General features: G+C 38.1%; 12 protein-coding genes and 1 pseudogene. 7 read left to right on the forward strand and 6 right to left on the reverse strand.

What is annotated here, in order from left to right; genetic code table 11:
- The first annotated feature begins 11 nt into the window (after positions 1–11).
- Positions 12–302, forward strand: coding sequence for an addiction module antidote protein (locus tag FTV43_RS13510; protein ID WP_004969304.1), 291 nt, complete (start codon positions 12–14; stop codon positions 300–302).
- A 110-nt stretch (positions 303–412) separates the two neighbouring features.
- On the opposite strand, the gene FTV43_RS13515 is transcribed toward FTV43_RS13510, so the two are convergent.
- Positions 413–1,867, reverse strand: a complete 1,455-nt coding sequence (locus FTV43_RS13515) for a SulP family inorganic anion transporter (RefSeq protein ID WP_026438532.1) — start codon at positions 1,865–1,867, stop codon at positions 413–415.
- Positions 1,868–2,116: 249 nt separating this feature from the next.
- A complete protein-coding gene (locus FTV43_RS13520) occupies positions 2,117–2,326 on the reverse strand; it encodes a hypothetical protein (RefSeq protein WP_004976362.1) in 210 nt (69 codons plus the stop codon).
- Positions 2,327–2,575: 249 nt separating this feature from the next.
- Between FTV43_RS13520 and FTV43_RS13525 the strand changes: the two genes are divergently transcribed.
- The 3 genes from FTV43_RS13525 (at position 2,576) to FTV43_RS13535 (ending at position 4,109) form a co-directional block, all read left to right on the forward strand.
- Positions 2,576–2,878: a type II toxin-antitoxin system RelE/ParE family toxin gene (locus FTV43_RS13525; RefSeq protein WP_154320144.1), complete on the forward strand. Its 303-nt coding sequence runs from the start codon at positions 2,576–2,578 to the stop codon at positions 2,876–2,878.
- Positions 2,879–3,160: an addiction module antidote protein gene (locus FTV43_RS13530; protein ID WP_000985610.1), complete on the forward strand. Its 282-nt coding sequence runs from the start codon at positions 2,879–2,881 to the stop codon at positions 3,158–3,160. It begins immediately after the preceding gene.
- 130 nt (positions 3,161–3,290) lie between these two features.
- Entirely contained in the window at positions 3,291–4,109 is an 819-nt protein-coding gene (locus FTV43_RS13535) for an AraC family transcriptional regulator (RefSeq protein WP_032073151.1), read from the forward strand.
- Positions 4,110–4,136: 27 nt separating this feature from the next.
- On the opposite strand, the gene FTV43_RS13540 is transcribed toward FTV43_RS13535, so the two are convergent.
- The gene (locus FTV43_RS13540; RefSeq protein ID WP_074163998.1) at positions 4,137–4,733 is read right to left on the reverse strand and encodes a LysE family translocator; all 597 of its coding nucleotides are present in this window, start codon (positions 4,731–4,733) and stop codon (positions 4,137–4,139) included.
- A gap of 426 nt (positions 4,734–5,159) precedes the next feature.
- On the opposite strand from FTV43_RS13540, the gene FTV43_RS13545 reads away from it, so the two are divergent.
- The 3 genes from FTV43_RS13545 to FTV43_RS13555 all read left to right on the forward strand — a co-directional run bounded on the left by FTV43_RS13545 (position 5,160) and on the right by FTV43_RS13555 (position 11,052).
- Positions 5,160–6,323: an efflux RND transporter periplasmic adaptor subunit gene (locus FTV43_RS13545; RefSeq protein WP_032073150.1), complete on the forward strand. Its 1,164-nt coding sequence runs from the start codon at positions 5,160–5,162 to the stop codon at positions 6,321–6,323.
- Positions 6,320–9,424, forward strand: coding sequence for a multidrug efflux RND transporter permease subunit (locus FTV43_RS13550; RefSeq protein ID WP_270915313.1), 3,105 nt, complete (start codon positions 6,320–6,322; stop codon positions 9,422–9,424). The genes FTV43_RS13545 and FTV43_RS13550 overlap by 4 nt, the downstream gene beginning before the upstream one ends.
- Before the next feature lie 113 nt (positions 9,425–9,537).
- Positions 9,538–11,052, forward strand: coding sequence for an MFS transporter (locus FTV43_RS13555; protein ID WP_032073148.1), 1,515 nt, complete (start codon positions 9,538–9,540; stop codon positions 11,050–11,052).
- Between the two features lie 103 nt (positions 11,053–11,155).
- On the opposite strand, the gene adeS is transcribed toward FTV43_RS13555, so the two are convergent.
- From adeS to FTV43_RS13570, 3 genes and pseudogenes are all read right to left on the reverse strand, one after another.
- Positions 11,156–12,262 (reverse strand): two-component sensor histidine kinase AdeS, encoded by a 1,107-nt coding sequence (adeS, locus tag FTV43_RS13560; RefSeq protein WP_032073131.1) that lies wholly within the window; start codon positions 12,260–12,262, stop codon positions 11,156–11,158.
- Complete coding sequence (adeR, locus tag FTV43_RS13565; protein ID WP_032073130.1) at positions 12,252–12,980, reverse strand: efflux system response regulator transcription factor AdeR; 729 nt, start codon at positions 12,978–12,980, stop codon at positions 12,252–12,254. Before adeR ends, adeS begins: the two co-directional genes overlap by 11 nt.
- A 270-nt stretch (positions 12,981–13,250) precedes the next feature.
- Positions 13,251–13,379 (reverse strand): annotated as a pseudogene (locus tag FTV43_RS13570) (IS1 family transposase); the annotation flags it as partial.

The raw sequence follows: 13,379 nt of genomic DNA on the forward strand, positions 1-13,379 counted from the left end.
GGAGGATTAAAATGGTTAAAGTCGCTGATTTACCAAGTTTTGATATGGCTGAGTCGCTCAAAACTGAAGAAGACATTGTGATGTATCTCAATATGGTTCTTGAAGAAAATGATCCAGCTGAATTAGCCCATGCACTTGGTGTTATTGCTAAAGCTCGTGGCATGACTCAAATCGCTAAAGAAGCAGGGATTGGGCGTGAAGCACTCTACAAAGCCCTACGTCAGGATTCAGCACCACGTTTTGATACGATTAATCGTGTAGTAAATGCTTTAGGCTTAAAACTCACAGTACAACACGCTTAAAACTTTAAAAATATAGTAAAAATGGGAGCTAAAGGCTCCCATTTTTAGATTCGTATAAGGTGTATTATGTTAATTTTAGAAATTCTATATAAATATAGAATTTTTAAAACTTAAATTCTGGCATGTGTCCCATACTTATCAATCATGATCGAACTGGCTTCATTTAGACCACGTACTGTGACATTCGCACCATTCTTTTGAAATTTATTTACAACAGAATCAAGCATGGCGACTGATGTTACATCCCAAATGTGAGAATGGGTCAAATCAATAATCACCTCCTTTACATCCTCTTTAAAGTCAAAACCTTGCATGAATTTTTCAGAAGAACTAAAGAAGATCTGACCTCTCAACTCATATAAACGGGCCATTCCTTCAAAAGATGCTGTCACCTGGATATCATTTTCAAGTTTATTCGCCAGGAACAAGGCTGAAAGTAATACGCCTGTTAACACACCCAAAGCCAGGTTATGCGTAGCAACAACTACAATCACCGTCGCAATCATGACGATATTACTACTCTTAGGATTATCTTTTAACTGAGTGACAGAACTCCATTCAAAGGTACTGATAGAGACCATTATCATTACCGCTACCAATGCAGCCATTGGAATCACTTTGAGCCAGTCGCTGATAAATACAACCAGAATAAGAAGAAAAATGCCCGCAGAGAATGTTGATAAGCGTGTAAGGCCACCTGATTTTACGTTAATCATAGATTGACCAATCATTGCACAACCGGCCATGCCACCCATAAAGCCAGAAGCAATATTCGCAATCCCTTGTCCCTTACATTCCTGATATTTATCACTTGGCGTATCAGTCATTTCATCCACGATAGTTGCTGTCATCATCGATTCAAGTAAACCTACAGCCGCCAGTGCGACTGAATAAGGCAAAATAATCATCAATGTTTCAATATTCAAAGGAATATCTGGAATCAAGAACATTGGAAGTGTGTCAGGTAAAGACCCCATATCGCCCACGGTCCGTACATCAATTCCTAAAGCGATTGCCAATAATGTGATTGCAATGATGCAGACTAGTGGAGAAGGGAGTAATTTTCCTAATTTGGGAACCAGAGGGAATAGATAAATAATTGCTAAACCTAAAGCAACAAAAGCATATACATGCCAGGTCACATTAATCAGTTCAGGCAATTGAGCCATGAAAATTAAGATCGCTAACGCATTTACGAATCCAATAACCACAGATTTAGATACAAACCGCATTAACTTGGCGAGCTTTAAATAGCCTGCCAATATTTGAATCACGCCTGTCAAAATTGTTGCTGCCAGCAGATATTCAAGCCCATGCTCTTTGACCAATGTGACCATAAGCAGCGCCATTGCACCAGTGGCTGCTGAAATCATGGCAGGACGACCACCTACGAAAGAAATCACGACGGCAATACAGAAGGATGCGTATAGACCAACTTTAGGATCTACACCTGCAATAATTGAAAATGCGATGGCTTCAGGGATGAGTGCAAGACCGACGACTAATCCGGCAAGTACATCCCCACGGATGTTAGAGAACCACTGTTCTCGGACATTAGATAACATAAACATAGCCTGTTTTTTAATTTTTCAGATAGGCTAGTGATGTGATATATACAACACACAAACGACTACACCACATCACTAGACAGTGATGAGTTATTTACAGATTTAAGACGATAAATAAACTTAAGGTGGCGTAAGTGTCATAAGATGAAAGAACGTTTTAGAGTAAAAAAATCAGGACAAGGGTAACAGCTAGGTACTTTTTTATAAAGCCTGGATGTTATATCCAAGCTTTGTTTAATCGGTATTTTATGAAGCTTTTGGCTCCCCAAGTAATTGACCTATTTCCAAACGTGTATAGCCACGTTCTTTAAAAATCAAAACAATAGCCTGTTTATAATCTTCAGAAGTAGAAGTCTTATACTTAGTTATCAGTTGATTTTCAGAATTCAGCTCAAGATCATTTTTGATGGTCAATACTTCGCTAGAGATCTTGTTAAAGATATTTAGGTTAAACATACAGGCACTCGTCATCCGTATTATAGCGGCCCGACTATAACGAATACCTGTCTTAGCTACGCTAGACACCCTTGGCCGCAAGGATTACAAATTAAGAAAAATTCCGCAAGTTTTTGTCTATTGAAAGAATAAATAATCTCCCAACTGCTATCTATTTAACATAATGGTGGTTATACGAAATTCTGTTGTAGCCCCATACATTCAAGTTTATTTCTTGCATGAATGTATCCTATAGGATACATTACTCTTATGTACTCAATATATACCACTGAAGTCTTTGATGACTGGTTTACTAAGTTAAAAGACCTGCAGGCAAAAAGACGTATACAAGTCCGAATTGATCGGGTTGAAGATGGAAACTTTGGAGATACTGAACCAGTAGGTGAAGGTGTTTCTGAATTACGTTTCTTCTTTGGACCTGGCTACAGGATCTATTACTGTAAGCAAGGGCAAAGGGTCGTTATTCTTTTAGCAGGCGGAGACAAGTCTACGCAAAGTAAAGATATAAAACTTGCCCTACAATTAGCACAAGATTTAGAGGAGGAGCTGTAAATGGCTATCAAACTTCGCAAATGGGACAGTGCTGAACATCTTAAAACAGAAGAAGATATGCAAGCTTACCTACAAGCCTGTATCGATGAATCTAATGGTGATGCGGCATTCATTGCAAAAGCTTTAGGTAATATTGCTAAAGCTAAAGGAATGGCTCAATTATCAAGAGACACTGGTTTAGGTCGAGAAAGTCTTTATAAAGCACTTTCTGGCGATGTAAATCCAAGCTTTGATACTGTTATTAAAGTCGTAAAAGCACTGAATTTACGCTTAGCAATTTAAAAAAAACTAGTAAAAAAGGGAGCTTTAAGCTCCATTTTTCATTTCAACTTCGTATAACGTGTATTATGTTAATTTTAGGAAAAGTGAAAAATAATCTACAATAGAATCTACGAAAAATTGGCCATCAATTATGCCTGATTTCTCCAGTGGAAATAATTGGATTGTGAGATCCCCCACTCAAAATCATAAATTAGAAAGAATTGAAGCATTTCTTTCCAATTATGCTTATAAACCTCACCGACATGATACTTATGCTATTGGCAGGACTCTTTCCGGAGTTCAAAACTTTCATTACAAAGGTACATTGCAACATAGCTTGCCAGGCATGACTATGGTTCTACACCCGGATGAAAAGCATGATGGTGAATCAGGAACATTAGATGGCTATCGCTATAGAATGATTTACATCGAACCAGCGATGATCCAAACCATTTTAAAGGGTAAACCTTTGCCTTTTATCAGACATGGCTTAAGTAATGATATTCGCCTGTTTAGGGCAATGGATAGCTTTCTAAATAATATAAATAATTATATGGATACCCTAGAAGAGGAAGATGCTCTATTTGATTTGGCAACTACACTGTGTGAAATTTCAGATACTTCATCTAACCAAAACAAAAAATTTGACTACAAGGCAGCAGAGAGAGCGCGTGAGTGTATTTTGGCGTATCCACATGAAAACTTAAGTTTGTCAGATTTAGAGAAACATGCTGATCGTGACCGCTGGAGCCTTTCTCGTGATTTCCGATTATTATTTGGAACTAGCCCACACCGTTATATGATCATGCGTCGCTTAGAAACAGTTAAGTTCTACCTTGCTCAAGGGGAGTCTATTGTTAATGCTGCTTTAAATGCAGGCTTTTTTGATCAGAGTCATATGACCAGACATTTTATAAAAACATTTGGTTTAACTCCCACTCAATGGAAAATGATAAATATTAAAAGATAGCCGTTCGATTTGAACGGCTAATTTGTCCTACAGCAGATTTATTCCATTAAGAAAATCTTTGAACATAAAAAGCCCTGATAAAATCAAGAGTATACCCATCAGCTTATTTAGCCGATTAAACCAGATAGGATTAGCAATTTTGTTGCCTAATACTTTTCCAACCAGAGCATAGGTGAATGGTGCGCCAACAGCACCAAGTGAAATCAGTAAAGAAACTATCAAGATCATGATTCCTGTGATTTTGGCTGCAGGGTACATAATTGTCGTAACAGGTAGAATGACGAGAATGGCTTTTGGATTTAATAACTGAATAAATAAGCCATTTAAGAATGTTAGATGGCTTTCTTGCTGTTGAGTTGTTTCTACATTCGCCCTAATCATTTTTATAGCCAAGTAGAATGTATAAATTGCACCCGCTAAAGCAATATAATGAATCAATCCATGTGGAATAACAGCTTCACCTATATAGCCAAACAATACGAATAAGATCAACATGGCGAAACCAATGCCTAGGTAAAATCCTATAGTCTTTTTTAATTGACCTGTAAGGCCAGAATTTAGCCCCATAAAATTTACAGGGCCTGGGCTATACATAACGCTTAATGTATAAAGAAATATTTCCACAGAGTTCACTCAATTAGATAGCAATAAACATCAAAGAGAGAACGGTATCGAGTTATAGGCCTTAAAGATTGTACGTTTGTGCTGAACTAATTAAAAATTTCTATTTAACTTATGTTCACCTAAAGTTCACTTCATAAGTGTATAAAGAAACTATGTATTGTATTTTCAATTGCTTATATAAATATTAGTCTTGGTTTAGAATTTTAAAGTTCATGAACTATGAGAAAAAACTAAGATACGATCAAAATTGTAGAACAACAAAATTATTTATACTAATTTACAAGCCACGCTGTTTAAGCGTGTCATTAAAAAATAAATCTTTTAATCTCTCCACACAATCTCCACACAATCTCCACACAACATCAGCAATTCATAAACACTGCTATTTCAAAATAGTAGTATCTAAAACCCCCCCTCTGAAAAAGCATGTCAACACATTATCATTTAATAGGTTCAATACTTATTACAACTGTACTTTTAATCGGCTGTACACAAGCCAAAGATGCTGAACAGTCCCCAACAGAAATGCCACCAGCGGTTGTCAGTACCATCACGGTATTACCGCATTCCATGAATTTAATTGAAAATCTTCCAGGCCGTGTTGTCGCTTACCGTATTGCTGAAATTCGCCCGCAAGTAGGTGGAATTGTTGATAAAGTACTTTTTAAGCAAGGCTCTTATGTGCAAGCAGGTCAACCGCTTTTTAAATTGAATTCTGAAATATTTCAGGCAGATGTAAAAAGCAATCAAGCCACTTTAAACCGTGCACAAGCTGAGGTGACACGTTTGCAGGTGCTGTTAAAACGCTACACTGAATTAGTAAAAGTAAATGCGGTTAGTCAGCAGGAATACAACAATACCGAAGCAGATTATCAAAAAGCAAAAGCCGATGTGGCGCAAATGCAAGCCATGTTAAGCAGACAACAACTTAATCTTAAATATGCGACTGTTACAGCCCCTATCTCGGGAACGATTGGTGAAATCTTAGTGACTGAGGGTGCATTAGTTGGTCAAGGTGATACTAATGCAATGGCCGTAATACAACAGATTAATAAAGTCTATGTTGATGTAAAGCAATCAATTAGTGATTATGAAAAACTACAGGAAGCTTTACAGCAAGGTGACGTGTCAAATACCAAACATACGGTTGAAATCCTAAATAGTCAGGGTAAACCTTATAACGTTACAGGTGAAATCCTATTTTCGGATACTAAAGTTGATCCTGATACGGGTGATGTCACAATCCGTATTTTAGCCAATAATGAAAATCAAAAACTTTTGCCAGGCATGTATGTTCGAGTCAATATGAGCCGAGCTCAAGTTGAAAATGCGCTCCTAGTTCCAGAACAAGCGATTCAACATGATATTAGTGGTAAAGCCAATGTTACGATTGTTAATCAAAAAGGTTTAGCGCAAAGCAAGCCTGTTCAGCTTGGTCAACGTTATCAAAATAACTATGTGATCAAACAAGGGTTACAAGCAGGTGAGAAAGTCATTGTTGAAGGGGCTGATCGTATACAGCCTGAGCAAAAATTAAAAATTAAGCAGTGGCAACCTACAAATATTAAGGAAAATGGAGGACAGCAATAATGTCCCAATTTTTCATTAGGCGTCCTATTTTTGCATGGGTGATTGCTTTATTTATTATTCTGTTGGGTGTACTAAGCATCCCCAAGTTACCTATTGCACGATTCCCAAGTGTTGCGCCACCACAGATTAGTATTACGGCAATCTATCCAGGTGCTACGCCAAAAACATTGAATGATAGTGTTGTGACCTTGATTGAGCGGGAAATGTCAGGTGTCAAAAACTTACTTTATTACAGTTCAAGTTCAGATAGTTCTGGAACAGCAACAATCACCGCAACATTTAAACCAGGTACAGATGTAGAACTTGCACAAATTGATGTGCAAAACAAAATTAAAGCCATTGAGTCACGCTTACCTCAAACAGTGCGACAACAAGGGCTGATGGTCGATGCTGCGTCGTCTGGTTTTTTAATGATGGTGGGCTTAAGTTCACCGAATGGCAAATATAGTGAAATTGATGTCAGTGACTATATGACTCGCTATGTGATTGAAGAATTAAAGCGGGTTGACGGTGTTGGTAAAGTCCAAAATTTTGGTGCTGAAAAAGCCATGCGGATTTGGGTCGATCCAGATCGTTTGGTTTCTTATGGATTGAGTATTCAAGATGTGAATACAGCCATCCAAAACCAAAACTTGCCGATATCACCAGGTCGTATTGGTGATGTTCCTGCTTTGACGGGGCAACAAATTACTATTCCTTTAACTGCTCAAGGTCAATTAGAAACTGTAGAGCAATTCAAGAAAATTAGTTTACGTGCTCAACAAAATGGCGCCAATGTTCGACTGTCGGATGTCGCTCGTGTCGAAATCGGGGCACAGATGTATAACTTTGCGATTTTAGAAAATGGCAAAGCCTCTACAGCTGTGGCGATACAAATGAGTCCTGGTGCCAACGCTGTCAAGACTGCAGAAGGTGTTAAAGCGAAAATTGAACAGTTAGGTTCAGCACTGCCTGATGGTATGAAATTCTCTATACCTTACGACACTGCACCTTTTGTAAAAATCTCGATTGAAAAAGTAATCATGACATTGCTTGAAGCTATGGCATTAGTTTTTATTGTCATGTTTATCTTTTTACACAATGTTCGATACACCTTAATTCCGGCGATTGTTGCACCGATTGCATTGCTTGGCACATTCTCAGTCATGCTGCTTGCTGGTTTTTCGATTAATGTGCTGACCATGTTCGGTATGGTGCTTGCGATCGGGATTATTGTCGATGATGCGATTGTGGTCATTGAGAATGTTGAACGCATTATGGCGACAGAAGGCTTATCTCCAGTTGAAGCCACATCTAAAGCCATGAAGGAAATTACCAATCCGATTATTGGCATCACCTTAGTGTTAGCCGCTGTATTCTTGCCGATGGCATTGGCGTCAGGCTCAGTGGGGATTATCTATCGTCAGTTCACCATTACCATGTCGGTTTCAATTTTATTCTCAGCTTTCCTTGCACTGACATTAACCCCTGCGTTATGTGCAACGATGTTAAAACCGATTGATCAAGACCATCAGAAAAAGGGTGTTTTTGCATCGTTTGATCGCAGTTTTGAGAAGCTGAACAATCGCTATGAACGCAGTTTATTTAAAGTAATTAAACATAAAACCCTCGCAATGTTATGTTTCTTAGGCATTGTCATTGTGCTGATTTTTAGTTTTAAACACGTTCCGACTGCGTTTATGCCAGAAGAAGATCAGGGGTGGTTTATGACTTCGATTCAACTTCCTGCGGATGCAACTCAAGAACGTACCCGTAAAGTCGTTGCTGAGTTTCAAAATTATTTAGACCAAGAAACGGGGATTAAAGACAATATGGCGGTCTTAGGTTTTGGTTTTAGTGGATCTGGTCAGAATACAGCGATGTATTTTACCAATCTATTGCCATTCGAAGAGCGTACTATTACGGCACAAGAAGTCGTGAATAATGCCAATATAGCGATGGCTGAAAGTTCAGAAGGTCAAACCATGTCTGTGTTACCACCAGCAATTGATGAATTGGGTAACTCATCTGGTTTTTCACTGAGATTATTAGATCGTGGCAATATTGGCATGCCTGCTTTAAGAGAAGCACAAGATCAGCTTTTAGCATTAGCAGCACAAAGTAAAATCGTGGCGGAGGTCTATCCTGAAGGTTTGCCAGATGGCAGTTCTGTACAGCTTAAAATTGATAGAGATAAATTGCAGGCATTAGGTGTTAATTTCAGTGATGTGACCGATATTATTTCAACCTCAATGGGTTCGATGTATATCAATGATTTTCCAAATCATGACCGTATGCAGCAAGTCATTGTGCAACTTGATGCCAAATCACGCATGAGTATTGAAGATATTCTTCAGATTAAGGTGAACAGTCAAAGCGGTAAATTGGTTTCAATGTCTGAAATAATTACTCCAATTTGGCAACATTCCCCACAACAATACAATCGTTACAACGGTCGTCCATCATTGAGTATTTCTGGCAGTCCAGCAGCAGGTATATCTTCAGGACAAGCCATGACTGAGATGGAAAATTTGATTGAACAACTTCCGAAAGGTGTGGGTTATGAGTGGACTGGGATTTCTCTAGAAGAAAAACAGTCGGAATCACAAACCTTGTTTTTATTACTGTTGTCGATGTTAGTCGTTTTCCTTGTCTTGGCAGCGCTTTATGAAAGCTGGTCAATTCCATTCTCTGTGATGCTAGTTGTCCCTCTAGGGTTGATTGGCGCCTTTTTAGCAGTAATGTTACGTGGTATGCCAAATGATATTTTCTTTAAGGTCGGCATGATCACGATTATTGGTCTATCTGCAAAGAATGCTATTTTGATTGTTGAGTTTGCAAAAGCACTAAGAGAAGAAGGAATGGGTTTAGTGGAGGCAACCGTTGCAGCCGCTAAATTGCGCTTACGTCCAATCCTAATGACATCTTTGGCATTTACCTGTGGCGTTATTCCTTTAGTCATTGCCAGTGGCGCTAGTTCTGAAACTCAAAAAGCGATTGGTACAGGCGTCTTTGGCGGCATGATCAGCGCAACAATTCTAGCTGTTATTTTTGTACCGATTTTCTTTATTGTCGTCATGAGCATGGTTGAGAAATTCTCGAAACGTAAAGCGGCACATTAAGCATCAAAACTGAGAATAAAAGCTGTGGGTTAACGAGTTTAGCCCACAACAAATCTTTCATTTACATCTTTATTTCAGAATTGATTTAATAAACCATCAATATAGGTTTAATCATGAAAGCTACCAATCTTGATCCGAAACGCTGGTGGATATTGCTCGCTGTCGTGCTTGCATTTCTGCCGATTGTGATTGATATGACTGTACTGCATGTTGCGGTTCCCTCATTAACCCAATCGCTGAGTGCCACAAGTAACCAAGTCTTATGGATTATTGATATTTATCCATTACTTATGGCTGGACTTTTAGTTCCGATGGGAACTTTGGCTGATCGTGTCGGCAATCGTAAGATTCTGCTGATTGGCTTGGTTATATTTGGAATTGCCTCAGTCCTTGCGGCATTTTCCCAAACGGCTTCTATGCTGATTGCCGCACGTGCTTTATTAGCATTAGGCGGTGCCATGATTATGCCCTGTGTATTGGGTATTATTCGCAGAACCTTCGAAGACAGTCGCGAACGTGCCATTGCGCTGGGTATTTGGGGCACAATCGGATCAGCCGGTGCCGCCATTGGACCGCTCATTGGTGGGGGATTGTTAGAATATTTCTGGTGGGGTTCAGTTTTCCTGATTAACGTCCCAATCATGCTGGTTGTCGCACCAATGTGCTATTTCTTATTGTCCCGAAAAGAAGCTATAACCCCTGGACATTGGGCATTTGGTCAAGCGCTATTGCTGATTGTCGGTTTGATTTCGTTTGTATATGCACTAAAAGCAGGCTTAGGCGGTAAACAGTCGTTGTTGATTGTCTTGCCTTTGGTCGTTTTATCTATCGGCTTATTAACCATATTTGTACGCAAACAGCTGAATTCTCCTCAGCCGATGCTAGATCTTTCGCTATTTTCACGTCCTGCTATTTTAGCCGGCATTATTATGGCAATGGTTGCTGCAGGCGCTTTGGCAGGGGTTGAGTTAACTTTGGCAATGGAGCTGCAATATGTCATTCGTTTAACACCGCTGCAAGCCGGTCTTTTTATGGTTCCGATTATGGTTGCGGCCGCTATTGGCGGGCCTATTGCTGGTTTTTTATCCAATAAATTTGGACTCCGTCTGGTTGCGACCATGTCATTAATATTGGCAGCAATTGCGTTGGTCAGTTTGAGTTATTCAGATTTTCATCATCCGGGAATCATCGTTCCCTTTATTTTAGCTTCGATTGGATTAACACTGAGTATTGGTTTAACAGCTTCATCCATTGCGATCATGGGCTCAGTACCTGCAGAAAAGGGCGGTGCGGCAGGTTCACTTGAAAGTACAGGTTATGAACTGGGTACAGGACTAGGTATTACTTTATTTGGTGTTTTCATGGCCTATATATTTGGCAGTCATCTTCAAGTGCCGTCAGATTTAACTGCTGTTTTAGCAGAAAAAGCCAGACTTTCGATTGGTGATACCTATTTAGTGGCGAGCCAGTTACCCGTTGAACAAGGTACAGCATTGATTAACGCAGGTAAAATTGCCTTCAGTTCAGCTCATGTTAATTTATTATTAACAGCAGGGATTATCATCGGGATACTCTCCATTGTGGTATTTTTTATGCTAGCTAAATATCGAGATGAGAATTCATTGTGATGAAATTTATTTGAGGATCATCAAACAGAATGGTTAAGTTCAGACATCAATTTATCTTAAATTTATGGTTTAAATTAAGCCGTATTAATCTGAACTTAACACATTATAAATGAGTTGATGTCTTACGATTTAGTTGAATAGTAAAACAGCTGCCACCTAAGTTTTTGGATTTAGAATAATAAATATGACCTTGGTGTGCTTCAATAATTGCATCAATCACTGCCAAGCCTAATCCAGTACCGCCATCTAGACATGATCTAGAGTCTTCCAGTCGATAGAAGGGTTTGAACAGGTGTTTAAGATGCGATTCATCAATACCAGGACCTTCATCTTCAAACGTCAATACCCAATGTTCTGCTGTGGTTACAGATGTAATATTTATTTTTCCAGCATTCGAATATCTTAGAAAGTTAGAGAACAATGCAATAAAGACCTGTTCCATCCTTCTTATATCAACGCAAACCAATTTATCCGTCAAATTTAAAACAATAGTTAAACCTTTAACATGAAACCGTTCATTAAACATCTGCAGACATTTTTCAATACTATTTTTTAAATTGGTCTTTTCTAGTTCTAATCGTAATTGTTTATTTTCAATAAGTGTCAGTGTCCGTAAATCTTCCACAAGGTAAGATAAGCCTTCGACTTGGTTCAATAAGCTTAGGTGTAAAGCTTTATCGGCAATAAATATACCATCGACAATACCTTGCAAGCGACCTTGTAATATTGTCACAGGTGTTCGTAATTCATGTGCAATTGCAGCATTCCAAACAGTTGAATTCTTAACTGATACTTCAAGTTGGTTTGCCATTTCATTGAAGTTCTCAATAAGAGACTTGATTTCATGTGGAATATCATGATGTGGCTGTTTAATTCTGAGTGCTAAATTGCCTTGTTGAATTTGTTGAATAACATCTGCTAAATCACTAATTGGCTGTGTATAGCGTTTTCCATATTTAAAGGCGAGGATAGTAGAAAGAAAAAAGCCTGTTAATAGCACTAAAAACAGCCAGATAAAGTCAACGGAGGTAACTGAAAATTCATTTGAATTAATAACTTGTGTATTTAGAAAACCTATTTTTATCGCCCAGCTATAAACAAAATAGCCAATCATGAAAGATAACAGCGTAATGCCTAAATTGAATAGGCTCATCATGATAATAAACTGGAAGTTAATTCCAACAGAATTTTTAAAAAAGTTAAATTTCATGATTTTGATCTAAGCGATACCCCACGCCACGGACATTGATTAATAAGCCATTTACATCATTTTCTTCAAGTTTTTTGCGTAATTTGCTGATATGGCTATCTACAGTGCGATCTAAAGCATCACTTTCAGGCATACAGTTTTGGATCAATTCATTACGTGTAAAGACTTTATTCGGTGTTTTTGCCATCAAAAACAGTATCTTATACTCAGTTAACGTAAGGTTGAGCAACTGATTTCTTTGACCATTTGAAATGTAAACTTGATGATGATCTGGATTAATTTCAATATTTCTATAACGAATAATATTAGTTATTTCCATATTTTGGCTTGTACTTCGTCTAAGTACGGCTTGTATTCGTGCAATCACTTCGTTTGGGTTAAATGGCTTAATAATAAAGTCATCAGCACCCATTTTTAGCCCCATGATCTTATTCACTTGATCATCTAAGGCAGTCAGCATAATGACAGGTAAATGACTTGTTTGACGGATGATTTGTAGAATTTCCCAGCCATTTAGTTTGGGTAATTTAATATCAAGGAGAATCAGGTCGATAGAGTTGGCTTTTAGGCACTCTAAAGCTTGTTGTCCATCCAATGCACGGATGACCTGCATGTTTTCATTTTTTATGTATTTTTCAAGAATGTCACCAATATCATAATCATCTTCTACAACGAGAATGACGCTGTTTTCGAAGCTGTGCTGTAGATTTGGATACATATATTTTATCTTAGATGAAGTAGCTATGCATTTTAACATTTAATTGTGTAATGGAGATGATTAGACGAGCAGTCATTTATATTTGTAATTGAGGGGTGACATATAATAAAATTCGTTGCATATCAGTATTAATGAACAAAATGTCAATTATCATTCATTTAACATAATGGCTGTTATACGAAACAGAGAGTGTTAGAACCCATTTAAAGTGTCTATATTCTCACCAATAAAAATGTCCGGTTTCTCCGAGGTAAAATATGACTTTTGAACAAAAATAAGCCATTGTTTATTCTTTTTATTTCCAACAAAATTCCAGAACTCATCTACTTCGAGAGATTCATAATGACTTTGCTGAGGCTGAATTTCATAGGTTGATTCAGTTAAAGTACGTAAAACTTT

This window comes from Acinetobacter sp. YH16053, from assembly GCF_013417035.1.
GTDB classification, from domain to species: domain Bacteria; phylum Pseudomonadota; class Gammaproteobacteria; order Pseudomonadales; family Moraxellaceae; genus Acinetobacter; species Acinetobacter towneri.